The organism is Acidithiobacillus sp. TH-A117, assembly GCF_057473465.1.
Genome location: NZ_JBYCKQ010000003.1, coordinates 43,322 through 59,813, shown reverse-complemented (window position 1 = coordinate 59,813; position 16,492 = coordinate 43,322). Strand labels below are relative to the sequence as shown.

11 protein-coding genes are annotated in these 16,492 nt (G+C 56.3%); 7 read left to right on the top strand and 4 right to left on the bottom strand.

The window, feature by feature from the left end:
• Positions 1–23 precede the first annotated feature (23 nt).
• The 4 genes from AC2VLR_RS00815 (at position 24) to AC2VLR_RS00800 (ending at position 8,574) form a co-directional block, all read left to right on the top strand.
• Positions 24–899: an SMODS domain-containing nucleotidyltransferase gene (locus tag AC2VLR_RS00815; RefSeq protein ID WP_486880433.1), complete on the top strand. Its 876-nt coding sequence runs from the start codon at positions 24–26 to the stop codon at positions 897–899.
• A complete protein-coding gene (locus AC2VLR_RS00810; RefSeq protein ID WP_486880432.1) occupies positions 877–1,482 on the top strand; it encodes an SLATT domain-containing protein in 606 nt (201 codons plus the stop codon). The genes AC2VLR_RS00815 and AC2VLR_RS00810 overlap by 23 nt, the downstream gene beginning before the upstream one ends.
• A gap of 9 nt (positions 1,483–1,491) precedes the next feature.
• Positions 1,492–2,439, top strand: a complete 948-nt coding sequence (locus tag AC2VLR_RS00805; protein WP_486880431.1) for a COG2958 family protein — start codon at positions 1,492–1,494, stop codon at positions 2,437–2,439.
• 78 nt (positions 2,440–2,517) lie between these two features.
• Positions 2,518–8,574 (top strand): AAA family ATPase, encoded by a 6,057-nt coding sequence (locus AC2VLR_RS00800; protein WP_486880430.1) that lies wholly within the window; start codon positions 2,518–2,520, stop codon positions 8,572–8,574.
• 234 nt (positions 8,575–8,808) lie between these two features.
• On the opposite strand, the gene AC2VLR_RS00795 is transcribed toward AC2VLR_RS00800, so the two are convergent.
• Positions 8,809–9,579: a bestrophin-like domain gene (locus tag AC2VLR_RS00795; protein WP_486880429.1), complete on the bottom strand. Its 771-nt coding sequence runs from the start codon at positions 9,577–9,579 to the stop codon at positions 8,809–8,811.
• A 162-nt stretch (positions 9,580–9,741) separates the two neighbouring features.
• Between AC2VLR_RS00795 and galE the strand changes: the two genes are divergently transcribed.
• Complete coding sequence (gene galE, locus AC2VLR_RS00790) at positions 9,742–10,707, top strand: UDP-glucose 4-epimerase GalE (protein ID WP_486880428.1); 966 nt, start codon at positions 9,742–9,744, stop codon at positions 10,705–10,707.
• A gap of 37 nt (positions 10,708–10,744) precedes the next feature.
• Here the strand turns inward: galE and AC2VLR_RS00785 are convergent, their stop codons facing one another.
• Together AC2VLR_RS00785 and AC2VLR_RS00780 are read right to left on the bottom strand one after the other, a co-directional pair.
• Positions 10,745–11,590, bottom strand: a complete 846-nt coding sequence (locus tag AC2VLR_RS00785; protein ID WP_486880427.1) for a thioredoxin fold domain-containing protein — start codon at positions 11,588–11,590, stop codon at positions 10,745–10,747.
• An 82-nt stretch (positions 11,591–11,672) separates the two neighbouring features.
• Positions 11,673–12,260 (bottom strand): DUF4337 domain-containing protein, encoded by a 588-nt coding sequence (locus AC2VLR_RS00780; RefSeq protein ID WP_486880426.1) that lies wholly within the window; start codon positions 12,258–12,260, stop codon positions 11,673–11,675.
• Positions 12,261–12,369: 109 nt separating this feature from the next.
• Here AC2VLR_RS00780 and msrA point away from each other — a divergent pair, with 109 nt between their 5' ends.
• On the top strand, positions 12,370–12,957 hold the full coding sequence (gene msrA / locus AC2VLR_RS00775; RefSeq protein ID WP_486880425.1) for a peptide-methionine (S)-S-oxide reductase MsrA: 588 nt from the start codon (positions 12,370–12,372) through the stop codon (positions 12,955–12,957).
• 3 nt (positions 12,958–12,960) lie between these two features.
• Positions 12,961–13,386, top strand: a complete 426-nt coding sequence (gene msrB, locus AC2VLR_RS00770; protein ID WP_486880424.1) for a peptide-methionine (R)-S-oxide reductase MsrB — start codon at positions 12,961–12,963, stop codon at positions 13,384–13,386.
• Positions 13,387–13,399: 13 nt separating this feature from the next.
• On the opposite strand, the gene AC2VLR_RS00765 is transcribed toward msrB, so the two are convergent.
• Positions 13,400–16,489: an EAL domain-containing protein gene (locus AC2VLR_RS00765; protein ID WP_486880423.1), complete on the bottom strand. Its 3,090-nt coding sequence runs from the start codon at positions 16,487–16,489 to the stop codon at positions 13,400–13,402.
• Between the last annotated feature and the right edge of the window lie 3 nt (positions 16,490–16,492).

The window sequence follows — 16,492 nt, the reverse complement described above, 5'->3', positions numbered from 1 at the left end:
TTCGATTAGCAAAGGGAAAGGAAATGGGTGTCGGCGAGGACTTTGGAACTTTCTGCAACAATCTGGCCGTAACGAACCGCAGCTCTATCTCGGATCGTTACGAACTGATCACGCGCCGGTTCAACATCGAATTCTGGAGTGTAGATTCCAAGGTGTATCACAGCATTTACGCGGGTTCCTACGGTCGCAACACTGCGACAGGGGCGACGAGCGACGTGGACATGATCTTCTGGCTTCCGGTTTCCTACTACAACACGTATAACAGCTACGTTGGCAATGGTCAGTCCGCGTTGTTGCAATTGTTCCGGAACGCATTGCAGAAAACCTATCCGACCACCCGGATCGGCGCGTACGGGCAAGTGGTTGTGGTGTCCTTTACGGATGGCGTCACCTTCGAGGTACTGCCCGCTTTCGAGAACACCGATGACAGCTTTACCTATCCGGACTCGAATAACGGTGGAAGCTGGAAAACGACCAACCCACGTCCTGAAATCGCCGAGATTAATCGGATGGACAAGGAATGCAATGGGAATCTCAAAACCCTTTGCAAGATGGCACGCGCATGGAAAAAGGAATGGAATGTTCCGATCAGCGGACTGCTGATTGATACGTTGGCCTACTATTTCATTCGCAATCACCAGTACCGGGACAAATCTTTCGTTTATTACGACTTCATGAGTCGCGACTTCTTCGAGTTTGTTGCCGGTCAGGACAAGAAACAGAACTACTGGCTCTCGCCAGGGGCGAACCAATACGTTTGGAGAACTGGCGGTTTTGAATACAAAGCGCTTCGGTGCAAGAACATCGCCATTGATGCGTGCAGCTACCAAGGCGACAAGTACGGGTGGACGGCCCGGCAACGCTGGAGAGAAATCTATGGAACCAACTACCCAGGCTGACCCTGGAAGAACGGCCCTCGAAGCGCAGATCCGTGAATGCTTCGGGCGTGTCGTCTACTCGACCAAAACGCACGAAAAATGTGCTGACCTATGCATGGGGCGTCTCCAGTGGATCAAGATCGCGCAAATCGTTCTTTCCGCAATCACGACCGGTGGCCTCCTGACGGCAATTCTGGGCGACCCAAAAGTTGCCTACGCGGCAACGGTCGTTTCCACTTTGTTCTCAACCGTCTTGCTTGTGCTGACCGCGTATATGAAAGATGTCGATCCCGGTCAGCAGGCGGAAAAACACAAAAAGACAGCGAGTGAACTGTGGGACATTAGGGAATCCTACCTCTCCATTCTGTCCGACTTGCACGACGGCAATCTCGACATTGCAGCGAGTCGGGAGAAACGAGACGAACTGCAATCACGGCTCGCCACTATCTACGCCACCGCGCCCAGAACCAATCCCAAGGCTTACGGCATCGCCAGTGACGGGTTGAAGGCACAGGAGGAAATGACGTTCTCGGACGAGGAGATCGACAAATTCCTTCCCGCCACCCTGCGGCGCGCATCTTCCACCCAACAGCCAACCAAGTAAGGAGTCGAAATGGCGCTGAATCTCGTAAAAGCTGTCATCGGCTACCTGAAGGATCGGCCCGAGCAGAAGTTCACTGCACGGCAGATCGCCGAGTGGGTGTTCGCTTCCTACCCGGATGAGTGTCAGGAAAAGCGGGCCAACAGCCGTGGCGACTACATCAAGTCCGATGCGGATCTGGTGCAGCAGCTCGTTGCAGAAATCAGCTCGCAGCGCCCGCGTATGCAAACGAAGCATCCAGAACTCAAAACGACCGAGGGACGGCCGCGCCGTTACTACTATTCGGAGCGCTCGGACATCGCAGAAGTTGCGGCGGTTGAAAGCGAGGGGACGTCGGGTGCAGTGGATGCGAGCGCTTTGAAAATTGACGAGCACGCGCTGTATCCCTTGCTGTCGCAATACCTGTGGGAGGAGTTCGGCGTGTTCTCCAAGCGTATCGATGAGAAGCGCTCCTCGAATAAGCGCGGGCCGAACGGCAACCGCTGGCTGTACCCGGACGTAGTCGGCATGGAGGACTTGGGCGCGGAGTGGCACCAGGAGGTGCGGGACTGCGTGAACCAGTATTCCGACAAGCGCACCAAGCTGTGGTCGTTCGAGGCCAAGCTGCTGATCAACCGGTCGAACGTGCGCGAGTGCTTCTTTCAGGCCGTATCGAACTCGTCGTGGGCCAACTTCGGCTATCTGGTCGCGGCGGAACTTGGTGGTACCGATACGCTGAAGGAACTGCGAATGCTGTTCGCCGCCCACGGCATCGGCTTCATCAAGCTGGACGTGGAAAACCCTGCTGACAGCCAAGTTCTGATTCCGGCGCGTGAGCGCGACGAGATCGATTGGGATATGGCCAATCGGCTGGCCACGGAGAACCGGGATTTCCTGGAATACGTGAAGCTGGTGAAGCAGTTCTACCAGACCGGCGAGGCGCGCCCGGCCGACTGGGATATTCCCGAGACGGGGGACTGAAGGGTTATTCCAGGCGGCCAATGACTCCGAGGCGATCATCGCCGCGCTGAAACGACCACAGACTTAGGGGCTAACGGCATGGCATCAAGTAGTGATTCTGGCATACAGAACAGCAGCATAAGAAATCGAGCAGTAGCGCCTGCGGAGGGTGAGCGTCGTGCACTGCGCGGCTACATGGGCCAATACAACAAGGCCGGCGCAGCAATTTATGCGGAGTTGGAGCGCGGGCAACTGTTGTGGATCGGCGTCGCCGACCGTAGCGCTGGCATCGCCGACGATCTGGTGCTCGGGTTCGACGGACTGGTAGTAGGTCACCAGTTCAAAACGGCCAAGTTCCCGGCCCCGTTCACTATCGAGACGCTCTTTACGGGAGCCGATGGACTGCTGAAGCCGCTGGTTAACGCCTGGCAGAGCTTGCGCAGGGCGAACCCGGGCTCACGCGTGGAGATCCGCCTGGTCGTAAACGATTACCCCTCAATCAATGACAGCCCTGGCGACGCCACCCCCGCGCACAGTGCGGCCTTCCTAAATGAGTTCGAGCGCTTCCCCGAACGCTCTCTACAGACATGGCGGGCCTCCACCTGGAGCCGCCTGATCAATTTGCTGCATCAGGCGTCGGGGTTGGACGAAGATGACTTCGAGCGGTTCATGTTTGCCTTGTGCGTGCTGCACGGCCCAGCGGCGGACTTCGTGCAGTTTCACAAGCTCAACGCGGAACAGGCGCGCTTGGCGGCCGAGATCGCCCAGGTTCTCCCGAAGCTCGTCACAGATGCAAGGGACAAGGATCGGTGGTTCCGCGAGGAGTTGCTGCGTGAGCTCGGGTGGAGAGATCCCACCAAGACGCGCCATCTGCATCGATTCCCCGTCGGGGTCTACGTCCAGCGCAACCGTGACACCGAACGCTCCCTGCTTCAGGCACTGCGGGCCATCGATCAAGGCTACGTAGCCCTGGTCGGTCCTCCCGGCTCGGGCAAATCCACACTACTGCAGGTCGCGCTAGCAACAGAGCCCCATGTCCGTTTGGTGCGTTATTTGGCGTTCATGCCTGGCACCGCGCAAGGTGTGGGTCGCGGGGAAGCAGATGACTTCCTGGAAGACATCGCCGCGCAGATGCGCAATAGCGGTTTGTTGGGCCTGCGCCTTCGGGACAGATCCCTGCATGAAAGGCGCGAGCAATTCGGTGCGCTCTTGAAGCAGGCTGGCGAACGCTACGAAAACGATGGCATTCGCACGATCATCGTGGTGGATGGACTCGACCATATACCCCGAGAGGAGAGGCCAGTGCACTCGCTGCTGGCCGAGCTGCCGCTGCCAACTGCAGTGCCCACGGGCGTTACGTTCGTGCTCGGCACCCAGCGCCTCGACCTCGCGGATCTGAAACCTGCGGTTGGGGAGCAGGCCGCGAAATCCGACCGGCTCGTGGAAATGCGTCCCCTCGGACGCGACGCAGTGTCGCAAATGGCAGACTCGCTTGGTCTTGACCCGGCCGTCTCACGCCAGCGCGTGTATAAGCTCAGCCACGGGCACCCACTGGCGACCCGGTACCTGATCCAGGCGCTGTTGAGCGCCGACGAGGCAGCGCGCGCTCATCTTCTCGCCGGTGGAATGGAGTTCAACGGGGACATCGAGTCGGTGTACGCGTCGGCTTGGCGAGAAATCTCCAACGACTCTGACGCCATGAACGTGCTCGGGTTCATTGCACGGGCCGAAGCACCCATGTCGCTGGAGTTGCTCGCCACGAGCATCGAGGAGCACGCGATCGAGCGCGCACTCATGACAGCCCGCCATCTTCTGAGGGAAACGCCGCATGGCTGGAGCGTCTTCCACAATAGCTTCCGCCTGTTCGTGCTCTCCAAACCGCGCATGCGTCTTGGAAGCGTCGACCACGCCTACTCCCAGCGAGTGTACCGTGATCTCGCGCAACTGGCGCGCGGCGCACCCGCGGACTCGCAGCAGCGCTGGCTAGAACTGCGGTACCTCGCGCGTGCGGACGACCGAGACGATGTGCTGGCGTTGGCCACACCTGCGCGTTTTCGGCAGCAACTCGCCCAAGGGCGTGCCGTGTCCGAGATCGAGTCCGACATCCGCCTAGCCCTGCTCGCAGTCCGCTCCACACACGACGCTACCACTGTCACGCGGTTATTGTTGTGCCGCGACGAGGTGTCCAGGCGTACGACTGCGCTGGAAAATGCCGACCAGTTGCCGCTAGCGATGTTGGCCGTGGGAGATGTCGACGCCGCATGCGCCTTCGTTCAGGACTTTCCCAGCAGGGGCTACGAAGTCGTGGACGCGCTCCTGGAGCGGGGGGAGTTTGATCGCGCGAAGGAGCTTTTCGAGCACCTCGAGCCTCTGTCGCAACTGCACACCTCTCGGTTCCAGCATCACGGCCAAGAACACAACCTCCGCGAGTTCGAGAAGTGGGCTAGACGGGTGTTTCACTTCCGTGATTTCGACCAGACCCGGCAGGCCATTGATCTCCTTGCCGCCGAAGGGATGGAAAAGACGCCTGGCGCGACGATTGAGGAGACGACCGACGCTGTGCGCAAGCGTCTGAGGCGAACTGTCGCCGAGGCCGTCCTGAGTCAGCATGCCGGCGCGGACGTTCATGATGTTTGCGACCAGCTTGGCATTGAGCTAGAGGAGCTTCCTGCCTTGATGGTACACGCAGGGTTCGCCGCCCGAAGTCGGGGAGAGGACGCGCGAGCGCTGGCGCTGTTTGTCGCGGCGATGGGGCTGCCTGGCTTTGACAGCGTTCCCAACGGATGGCGCCGTTCCATCGCGCTGCTCGCCATAACGGTCGGGCGTCAAGACCTTGCGGTTGCCTTGTTTAACAAGCTCATCGCACCTGCGATCTCCATGGGAGATGACGAACCGCACGTCGCTGGTCCGGATCATGTGCGCGCGGTGCTCGAACATGCACAACTATGCACCATGCTTGCAAAGCCGCTGCCGACGGTAGCCCCATCGAAACATACGATCTTGCGGCCGCTTCAGGCTCACGCCACGAAAATTGGCATGCTCCTCGGCCATGCAGTGAAGGATGCATCCTCCATCGCTGCGGGCAGCATCCAGATGGTCGCTCGCTCTGCCATCGGTTATATGCTTCGACTCAGACCGAGTGGCGGGGGTGACTTCTATCTGGTGCGTCAGGCGGTGGCGGCCGCGCCGGTGCTGGCGCGATCTCTGTTGCGAATTGGAGCCCTGTGCGGGGAAGCGGAATATCGCGCTGTGCTGCAAGAGATCGATAATGCAATCTCTACGTCGACGCTCAAAGGCACGACGCTGCTGCGGCGTGAGATCGCAGTCGCGATCTATCAAACGGACGGTGACCGCGCGAGCGCGTCGGCGCGCCTAGAGCACATGGTGGGTGAACTCGTAGAGAACACCCCCAGCGAGCAACTCGACGGCTTGGCGGACTTGGCAATCGCCTTTGCCGCCATTGGAGACCTCGAGCGGGCGCGGCGCCTGCTCGCCACTGTGCCTGATCATTGCCACGGTTACGCCCTTGCTGCACGCAAGGATCCCCAGTACGCCATGTGGCGCGATGTCCTGATCCTGGCAAATGCTGCCGAACCTGCGCAGCGGCCTCTGCGCATCTCCCAGATGATGCGACAGATCGACGGTATGAAAGAGACCGAGGGCGCCGATGCGGCTTATCGTTTGACCATGACGGTCATCGACGAGGCGATGCAGGTTAACGCGCGCTTTGGCTTCGACGTGGCTCAGGCACTGGCAGACGGGTACCTGATCGGATGGCCAAATCGGATCGATGCGATGATGATCGGAATGCTGCGTCGCCGTCCAGGGCTGCTGTTTGCGTGCGTCACCACTTGGTGCGGATTGTGTCTGCCGTTCTACAGGGAGCCGTCCCACCGCGATCCCTCGCATGTGGGCGATTTCATCGACGTCGCGGCCGATGCCGCCGGGCCAGATCTGATAGCGGAGCTGGTGCCGATGTTGCTGGGCGCGGTCGAGGTCGACAGCCGCGCTCACGAACGATTCACGCTCCTCAAGCGCTTGCATGCGGCAGCATCCAGGCACGGCTACTCGGATCGCCGATTGGAGGATGCGGTCGGCCGATGGTCGTCTGAGGCGCCGGCGCTGCGGTGTTCTGACACGCCACAGAAGTACGACGATGCGTCTACTCTCGATGAACTACAGTGTGCGTTCGAGGCGGATGGCGAGAAGCTGGACTACAACGCGCCGTCTCGCTTTTCAGAGCTCGCCCAGTCCGCTCCACTGGAGCAAGTGCGACAGATGTATGAGCGCTGGGACAGCCTGCAATCCGACACACGCTGCCGGTTCATGGTAGTGGAACGGCTAGCCAAAGCGGGCGACACGGCCAACGCGAGGAAGCTCCTTCATGAATACGAAATCAGCGGCGACCAGTGGAGATCGTGGAGCCAGTGGATGGGCGGGGGCAAGTTCCGTTACTTCCAAGCGCGCAAGTTGCTCGACGGCGCAACGATGCACCGTGCCGCCTACGAGAGTTTCGTGGACTCGGTGGCCGCAGGGGAAGAGAACACGTTGGCCTTGCTTGCGGAGATCGATTCCATCTTGCCCGTGATCAGTGCTGCACCGGACTGGTCTGCCATCTGGTCTCTGCTGGCTGAACAGATGACTTCGACGCGCGAGTACCAACTGGGCGCGCAGTTCGAGGTAAGCCGAGAGCCGCTGAACGACGAGGGGCTGCTCGCGGAACTGCTCCACTTCACGCTGCGACTGCCAATCGCCGAGGTTCAACGACATGCGCGAAACTGCGCGCTGCAACTGGCTGATCAATCTGGCGGCGGTGATGTGGTGTTTGAACTGACCATGCGACGTCTCCTGGCCGGAGGCTTGGATGAGCCGCTGCAGGCGCTGCTGACGCTACTGTTGCTGGACCATGATCATGGTCACCTTGCCGTGCCGTTGGGCGAAGCAGTGGCCGAACTCGTTAACCACAGAGACGTGGCCGTGGCGGAAGCCGCAGCGTTGTTGTCGCGACGCTGGGGAGTCTCGGTCTCGGTGGACTCACAACCGCTGTCGCTGTTCTATCAGATGGAGATGGACGGCTCGCTGGATTATGACGATGCGATTCTTGACAAGACCAGCGGGGCCATGCGCGTGGAGACAGCCATGGGCTGGACACAGATGCTTCGACCGATCGCTCAGGTGCTTGCCGAAGTAGCAGGCAGCGACGAACTGAACATCCGGCAGCGCGCCGCCATGTTCATTCAGGAATGGGGAGGGACGGAAGCCTTCGGGCTGCCCGCGCTCAGGCGGCTTGAAGACCAACTGCGCGCGCTTGAGATGAAGATTACCTATTTCAAGCCCCACGCATGGATTGGCGTACTGGCACTTCGTCATGTGGCCGGAGAGATATGGCGTGCTGGTTTGCTGTCTCAAACGGACATGCCGTCGATCCTGGAGCGATTGAACGCGCCGCTGCCACCGCGACCGCTCGTTCGTGCTCAGGTTCGGCCCCGCGAAATTCGCCGTCCGCTCGCGCTGAAAAATGCGCCTTGTGGGGAAGCCGAAAATCTGTGGGTCGCCCAGGTGGAAGACGACGTCACGCCTTGGTCTGACCGTCCTGATGAGCAAGTATTGGCGGAGGTCTCGCGATTCAAGATCGTAGAAGCAAGGCGGGCAGAGTATCGGTGCCACCGTATCCGCGCCCCTCAACTCCGTGCTGATGGCGATAGTTTTTGGGACTGGTACAAGGAGTTGCCAGCCGCAGTTTGGCTGGGTCACTTCGTGCCGTTGGATGTTGAGCCGGCACCGACACTCGTTAGACGTCTAGTCAGCTCGTTTGGAATAGACGCGCCAGAACATCCGATCATCCTCTGTCCTCACTGGCTACTGAAGCTTCGGTGGCGGGAGCACGATGCTGAGGATTTTGTCTACATCAATACTGACGGGGTTGTCGTGGCCAGGATTCAATATTGGCGAGACGCGGGACCAACAAATATTGATGACGACTCAGTGTGGGGAGAAGGGGTCTACCTAGCATTGACGAAGGACGGGCTACAGCAGTTAGCAGGTGTCCAGGGGATCCCTGAGGTCGGCGCCTTTGCCGAACGCGAGGTGACGATGCAACAAGATGGTGGTAAACAGGTCGCCAAATCTGCCCATCATATTTATGCAGCATCTTGATTGTGACGAATTTGTACCATGGCCCCTAAGGCGGGGCAGCAATTGAGGTTGTTTCACGTAGGTTGCAGACTTTGGCAAGTGGCGCAACTATATGAAAAACAAAGAACTAAAAAACCATGGGGCGGACTGAAAATCCTCGTGTCGGCGGTTCGATTCCGTCTCTGGGCACCATACATAACATGTAGTTGCCCCTTTCTGCACCGATCTCAGATTTAGGCAGCGTTCTGCTGTAGTTCAACTTCCCTTCAATCCCTGCAAAGTTTCGACCAGCAGTTGATCGGCTGCATCCACGCGGACAAATCCCAGGCGAGGATATTCCATATCGCGAATCACAAAAATGGTGATGGTCAATGCTGCCGAAAAAATGAAAACCTGCAGCCAGGGGATACGGGCGTGATCCGTCATTCCATAGCCAGCCAGCAATGCGGAAATCCAGGACAGTGCAAACAGTAAAACGTCGATGACTAAAGGTGGATGGTTCCGGGTGGCAGCGATGCGGGTGGTGGTGATGTCGAACATGGCGTTGAGGGAGCGACTGATCAAGCTCAAGGTGGCGGTATTGCCCGTATGTTGAGCGGCCATTGTGGCTTCGGTCCAGATTTGCTGCTGCAATTGGACGCTGCGTTGATAGTTGGCCAAAACACCGGGATTATCGGTGCCAATCATTTGATAGGTATTCAGTCGCGCCTGCAGGTACTGTTGCATTTTTTGACGGAGTGCCAACTGGTGTGCAGGGGGCAGTAGATCCAGGCGTAGATAGGCGGTCCCGATGGCATTGGCTTCTTCGGTAATCAAGGCCCGCCGGTGCTCGAAGCGTTCGGCGGCACCGGAAAAGGAAAAGGCTAACAGTAACCCCAATAGTCCAAATACCGCACCGTTCAGTGCCCCGGAACCTCCTTCAGCACGACTGCGTTTGCCCAGCTTGAAGCCGATGAACACACATAAAATCAAACCAATAAACAAGATTGCAGAGTACAGCCAGGGATTAAATAGTGGTGCATTCATGGGGCTTTTTGTAAACCTTTTGAAAAGGGTGATTTATTACGGGTTAGTTTGCCTCAAGTCAGATTTTCCCGCTAGAATCCCTGAAGTAAAAAAACACAGTGGCGGGAGCTTTCCGTGAATCTGAAAGTCTGTCAACCCATTGAACACGAAGGTAGATATCCCATGAAAATACTGGTGGTAGGTGGTGCTGGTTATATTGGCAGTCATATGGTGAAACGCCTGCTCCAGGGCGGGGCAGAGGTGGTGACGCTGGATAATCTTTCCGGGGGCTATCGTGACGCAGTTTGTGGGGGGACGTTTATTTATGGAGATATTGTCGACAGCAGCCTGTTGAGCCGGATTTTTTCAACCCATGCCTTTGATGCGGTTATGCATTTTGCTTCCTATATTCAGGTGGGAGAGTCCGTACAGGAACCCGCCAAATATTACCAGAACAATGTTAGCAATACGCTGAATCTGCTGGATATGATGGTGGCTTTTGCGGTAAAGCGATTCATCTTCTCATCCACAGCGGCGATTTTTGGCGAGCCCCAATACACGCCCATTGATGAACAGCATCCCAAGAATCCGATCAATCCTTATGGGCGCAGTAAGTGGATGGTGGAGCAGGCTCTGGCGGATTATGACCGGGCTTATGGACTCAAATCCACCTGTTTGCGTTATTTCAATGCGGCGGGTGCCGACCCTGACGGGGAAATGGGCGAGCGCCATGACCCGGAAACCCACCTGATTCCTCTGGTGTTACAGGCGGCCTCCGGGCGCCGTGAGCAGATTCGGGTTTTCGGGCGCGATTACGATACGCCCGATGGCACCTGTATCCGGGACTATATTCATGTGACCGATCTGGCTGAAGCCCACTGGCTGGCGCTGGCGCATCTTCTGGCAGGCGGGGATAGCTGCGCCTTTAATCTGGGCAATGGTAATGGATTTTCAGTGCAGGAAGTCATTGATGCGGCGCGCCAGGTGACGGGTAGGACGATTCCCTGCGCCGATGAACAAAGACGGGCGGGCGACCCCGCCCGTCTGGTGGCCGACTCACGCCGTATTCGCGAGCAACTGGGTTGGCAGCCGCGCTATGCGGATCTGGACAAGATCATCGCAGACGCCTGGCGCTGGGAGACTCGCTAAGGGGCTCTCAGCCTCGGGACGTTTTCGCAGCAGCTAGTCAGGCGTTCGGGATGCAGCCCTGGGCGCCGACGCTACCTTCCAGTTTTTGCACGAATTCCGGAGTACGCTTGACGTCAATGCCGTGCTTCATCTGCATTTCCAATCCCTTCGGGGTTTTGATGCAGTACAGCAGGGCGGGCGTGGCGGTTTCTCCGGTTTTGTGCAGGAGTTGGGTATTGGCTTTGATCGCCGCCTGGTCTTTTTCCGGTATGTGACTCAGCACCTGGGTACTGCCTTCTTCGGTATGGACGTTAAAGCCTTTTTCATTATTGGCCCAGGCTGCGGCAGGGTTTTTCGCGGCGAGAATGGTGGCTGCCTTGGCCGGGCTGGATGGTTTCAGGAACCCTACCGGAATCACTTTGACACGCACCTTGCCTTCAGCCACAGGCTGCTGCAGAGCCTCCCAGAGGAGATGGCAGAAAATGCAGTTGGGGTCCATGAAGACGACCATCAACGGCCCGGCATGACCGATGGTAAAACCGGGGGCGGTCAGGGCTGCCGGAGCAATTTTTTCCGCAGCGACTTTGGGTGGATGGGGCAGATACTGGTCCGCATAATGGGCCGTAATATTCTGCTGTTGATCGTTCACGACCGGGCCTAACAGAAGGTATTTGTCGGCCAGCATCCAGAGGATGCCCTGTTGATGCTGGTCAGTTTCGACGACGATGCCGGTAAGATTCCGGACGGGACCCGGAAACACCTTGTTGACATGCACCTGGCCATGGAAATTTTGTGCAACCAGATGTTCCGCCGGTTTGAGGTTGGAAGTGGTGGCGGCGCAGCCCGCCAACAGGAAGCCTCCAGCCAGGAATGCGGAATTGCGGATCATCTTGGTCAATATCATATTCAAACTCCTTGTAAGGATATCGTACACGTTCAGCCACCAATCCTAGCAAATACAGGCGTCTGCTGCATCCTGACATTGATCACATCAAAAAACTGGCCGTCACCCACAGACCAATGCCGCCCCCGGCGCTAATGATGGCCACTACAAATAACCATTTGCGGCGGGTCAGGGCAGTAATGGAGGCCAGGGAAATGGCGATCTGCAAAAAAATCATGGAGATTTCCAGATCATTGTGGGGACGATTGAGATGGGCGGATTCCCGGTTGGCTGCTGCGGATTTTTTTTCCATGTCATCGGCATCTTTTTGAATGCTGACTTTCTGTTTGTGATATTTGGCGATTTTCTCCTGAAAGCCGGCGGCCTTGGTGGGAGCCAGGATTACCGCCAGTTCCATCATGTGCAGTTTGGTGCTGACTGCCTGGTAGTAATTCCACTGGTCAGCGGCCTTGGCCTTTTCTAGGACGGCCTCATTTTTGTGCAGGAGCACTTCGTTCATCAGATGGGTTCCCTGATAACTGACAATGGCGCCAAAGGCGGCAAGAATGGCAGTAAAAATGGCGACCCACTGGCTGAGGCTGTGTCTGCCGCCATGGTGGGCATCATGTTCGGCCGAGTGATGGACGATTTCTTCGTGGGGAGGATGGCTGTGCAGTCCATGTCCGCTCATGGTGGTCTCCGGGTTGGTTGCTGGTGGATTTGCCGCTATGCTCAGTAGATTGCCAGTTCAGGTCAAGAGCCTGGCTGGTCTGTATGGACTCGTCACAGAAGGAGGACGCATGGCTGTATTGATACCGCCCCCGCAGTGGGATGATCCGGAGGCCAGTACGCCTGGTGTTGCCGTGTTGGCAGGGGGCTGTTTCTGGTGTACCGAGGCCGTCTATCTGGCGCTGGAAGGCGTCAAGAAGGTGGTTTCAGGTTATAGCGGCGGAGCCCAGGCAACAGCCCAATATCGGGCGGTGTGCAGCGGGACGACAGGACATGCCGAAGCCGTTGAAATTACCTTTGATCCGGCAATTTTGTCTTATGGACGCTTGCTGCAGGTATTTTTCGGCGTGGCGCATGACCCTACCCAGCTTAACCGGCAGGGTAATGATGTGGGTACCCAATATCGATCCGCCGTTTTTGCCTGCAACCCGGCACAGTTACAGATGGCCAAAAACTATGTGGATGAACTGAACGCAGCGAAAGTATTCCGGCAACCCATCGTGACGGAATTGACCATGCTGGAGACTTTTTATCCGGCGGAAGACTATCATCAGGACTACGCCCGACGGAATCCGGATCAGCCGTATATTTGTGCTGTCGCTTTACCGAAGGTCGAGAAATTGCAACAGACATTTCCACAGTTTTTACGTAAGGAATAAAATATGCCCATGTCATCCGCAGGTTTTGACCTGACCCCCATCGATGCCCGGACTCGTGCCGAAATGGCCAAAGATTTACCCGCTGAAGTGCGTCATGTGTTGTTCGAACATGGCACGGAGCCACCTTTTTGTGGTGGTTTGTTACTGGAAAAAGAAGCGGGTAGTTATGTATGCGCTCTCTGTAGTCTGCCCTTGTTTCGATCCACCAGTAAATTTGAATCAGGTACTGGCTGGCCGAGTTTCTGGGAGCCCTATGCGCCCGATCATATTCGGGAATTGACGGATACCAGCTATGGGCGGATTCGCACGGAAATTCGCTGCGCCCGCTGCGATAGTCATCTGGGCCATGTGTTTCCTGACGGGCCAAAACCCACGGGGTTGCGTTACTGCCTTAATTCGGCGGCGCTGCGCTTTGAAAAAGAAGCGTGATGAGGTGAACGGCTTAATGGTTTTCCAATAAGCCGTTACGAGTGGCGGTAAAGGCTTCCGTCATTTGTCTTCGGAGTAATGAGATTTCTTCAGGACTGTGTGCCCGGGAAATACAGGCATGATATTCCTGGTGGGCGATGGCCAGAGCCGATCTCCCCATAGCCTGCCGGTCCAGATATTTTCCTAAACGGCATCTGTGGGAGTCTTCCAGGCAGGGTAATTGACTCAAAATAGCGGGTGCGAGTTGATATAAACTGTCGAATTGTAAATGGGAAGCATAGGCTCCCAGCAGGGTTTTGGGCTGATTGTGTTGCGGCTGCGGCTTCCATTTCTGGAGCCAGGGAAGCAGTTCGTTTGCGGGCATCGGCTGGGCTATGGCATAACCCTGGGCGCAATCGACACCAATAACGGCCAAAGCGTCGAGTATTTCCGGGGTTTCCGCACCCTCGACAATATAGCGGCTGCCCATGGCCATGGCCAAGGCGGCTACGCTGCCCACAAAAACAAGATCGGTCGGTCGTTCGGGAATGCCGCGCACCAGACTCTGATCCAGCTTGACTTGATCTACGGCAATTTCCTTCAGGCGGAGCAGCGAAGCGTAGGCACTTCCCACATCATCCAATGCAATGCGCACGCCCATGGAGCGGATGATGGCAATTTTTTCCCGTGCCAGCGGTAAGGATAAGAAATCGCCATTTTCCAGGATTTCCAGAGTCAAGTGTTCAGGAGCTAATTCCGCTTTTTTTAAAATAGCCTGCAGTTTTTGTAGAAAACCTTTTTCCAGCAGAGAATCTGGTGGAATATTGACAGCAACTTCCAGGGGATATCCGGCATTCTGGAGCTTGAGTGCTACTTGGCAGGCATTTTCCAGCATCCGGGTAGTCAGCATCTGCATGGTTTTCCTGTTTAGATGCGGAATAAAAGTGTCCGGTAAATGTATCTCACCCTCATGCTGCAGGCGTGCCAGAGCTTCCACACCAATAATATGACCAGTTTGCAGATCGAGAATGGGTTGAAAATATGGAATCAAGCCACCTGTTTGTTCAATCAGGCGGGAATATGCTGTGCTGCTATTTTCTGCAAGGATTTCTTCTCCCTGAAAACTCGTCCAGAATTGCTTTCGCTCGGTTTTGTTTCTTTTGGCCGTATAAAGTGCCTGATCGGCGTGGCGTAGCAGTATCTCGCTATCGCCTTCATCAAAGGGATAAATAGTAATACCGAGGCTTCCACCGATGTTGACCGTGATGTTGCCTGGAAGGGTATAGGGTCTTTCCAGCGCTACAGATATTCGCTGCATGAGTTTTTCAATATCGTCCATGTTCTGGATGTTTTCCAGCACCAGGGCAAATTCATCTCCGCCAATCCGGGCCACAAAATCGGTCTGGCGAATAGCCTGACCAAGACGGTGGGCTACTTTTTGTAAAAGCTGGTCCCCGGCGGCATGACCATATTGATCATTGACCGGTTTGAAGTCATCCAGATCCAGCATACAGACGCCCATGAGTTTTTCATCCCGCTGGGCGCGTTTGCTGGCTTCGGGAATTCTATCCAGAAGTGCTGCTCTGTTGGGTAGACGGGTCAGAGTATCATGACGGGCCATCCAGCTTTGGGTGGCGCGTTCCTGCTCAATGCGTTTTTTGAGGTCCATTTCATCCAGACCGTAACCGAGGAGCTTGGCTACCCGTGCCAGGGTACCCAGGATCTCCTGGTCAAACACATGGGTTTCGCTGCTGACAACGCCGAGAATCGCCCAGATCTGACCATTGCGCCGAATCGGAATGGTGGCCACACTTGCCCAGTTTTGTTCTTCCATAAATGCGTACTGGGCCTTAAGGGCAGGGTCTTTACAGTAATCATTGCGATACTGCAGACGTTCAGACTGCCAGGTGTCTTGCAGAAGACTGGGGCAGTCGGAAAATAGTCGAATACCCAGATTATTCAGGATGCCACTCCCGGATCCTGCACCAGCGCGGGTTTTGAATAAGCCGTCTTGATCCGGTTTCATGATATACGCGGTAGTAAAGAGTGTATTCTCGACAATGTGTTGACAGGTTTTGCGGAGCATTTCCGTTTCCGATCGTGCCCGGATCAGTATGTCGCCCTCTGCCAGAAAGGCGCGGTAGAGGCTGCTGAGACGATCGATACGTTTCTGCTCCTGGCGACGACCAATCGCAATACCAAGCATGATGGCCAGATGGCGTATCAGGTTCTGGCGATTGGGGGCACGGAAAAAGCCCGGTATTTTGCTGTAAAGAGCGATGATTGCGTACGCTTTGCCATTGACTTTAATAGGAAATGTGACATTGGCTCGCCAGCCATATTTTTGCGAAGCTTGGTGCCAGGGCGACGAGATCGGGTCGGCCTGCCAGTCATCTACATAGATAATTTCGCCAGTTCGCCACGCGATCCCTGCAGGTCCCTGACCATAAGGCGTATCATCCAGGCGTATTTCGACACCATCCAGATATTCCTGTAAATCCTGACCGCTCACCTGGTCCCGGATTAAATGTATGCCATCCTCAGAATGACTGATCCAGGCTCCATCCAATCCCGAGATGGACATGAGCTTGTCCAGCATCCGCCGCACCGTTTCTGCGGGGCTGACATCACTGATGAGAAGTAGATCAATACGTTCCAGAATGGCACGCTCTTCCTGGGCTGAGGATTCCATGCCCTGTAATTGCCGGGCGAGGTCAGTCGCCAGCCTTTGCAGCAGGTAGCTGCGTAACTCTGGATAGCCGCCAAAAAGCGGCGTCAGTTGTTCCAGCAGGCAATCACTATATAAAGCCATGCTGCTGATCAACCATTCACTTTGAATGCCCATCAGCGCATGAATTCTGCCAATTTCTCTGGAGCGCTTTTCAAGTAGCTCGCCATCATCGGGTTGCAGCAAGAGCCAGGAATGTTCAGCTTGCTCCTTTTTAAGGTTGCCGATTCTTTCCTCGCCCAGGCGTTCCAGTATGATTTTCAGCTCAGGATGCTCGGTGGCTCCGGCATAAAATTTTTCTACCGCCTCGACAATGGCCGCCTTGATGTCGCGCTGATGCTTTTGCAGCAAAGTTTTTAAGATTTGCTGGGAATGCTCTGAGAAGGATTGGGGCATGTT

What these genes read in the sequence shown, in the direction of transcription:
- AC2VLR_RS00815 (WP_486880433.1), top strand. Translation starts at nt 24, where the DNA reads ATGGGTGTCGGCGAGGACTTTGGAACTTTCTGCAACAATCTGGCCGTA.
- AC2VLR_RS00810 (WP_486880432.1), top strand. Translation starts at nt 877, where the DNA reads ATGGAACCAACTACCCAGGCTGACCCTGGAAGAACGGCCCTCGAAGCG.
- AC2VLR_RS00805 (WP_486880431.1), top strand. Translation starts at nt 1,492, where the DNA reads ATGGCGCTGAATCTCGTAAAAGCTGTCATCGGCTACCTGAAGGATCGG.
- AC2VLR_RS00800 (WP_486880430.1), top strand. Translation starts at nt 2,518, where the DNA reads ATGGCATCAAGTAGTGATTCTGGCATACAGAACAGCAGCATAAGAAAT.
- AC2VLR_RS00795 (WP_486880429.1), bottom strand. Translation starts at nt 9,579, where the DNA reads ATGAATGCACCACTATTTAATCCCTGGCTGTACTCTGCAATCTTGTTT.
- galE (WP_486880428.1), top strand. Translation starts at nt 9,742, where the DNA reads ATGAAAATACTGGTGGTAGGTGGTGCTGGTTATATTGGCAGTCATATG.
- AC2VLR_RS00785 (WP_486880427.1), bottom strand. Translation starts at nt 11,590, where the DNA reads ATGATATTGACCAAGATGATCCGCAATTCCGCATTCCTGGCTGGAGGC.
- AC2VLR_RS00780 (WP_486880426.1), bottom strand. Translation starts at nt 12,260, where the DNA reads ATGAGCGGACATGGACTGCACAGCCATCCTCCCCACGAAGAAATCGTC.
- msrA (WP_486880425.1), top strand. Translation starts at nt 12,370, where the DNA reads ATGGCTGTATTGATACCGCCCCCGCAGTGGGATGATCCGGAGGCCAGT.
- msrB (WP_486880424.1), top strand. Translation starts at nt 12,961, where the DNA reads ATGCCCATGTCATCCGCAGGTTTTGACCTGACCCCCATCGATGCCCGG.
- AC2VLR_RS00765 (WP_486880423.1), bottom strand. Translation starts at nt 16,489, where the DNA reads ATGCCCCAATCCTTCTCAGAGCATTCCCAGCAAATCTTAAAAACTTTG.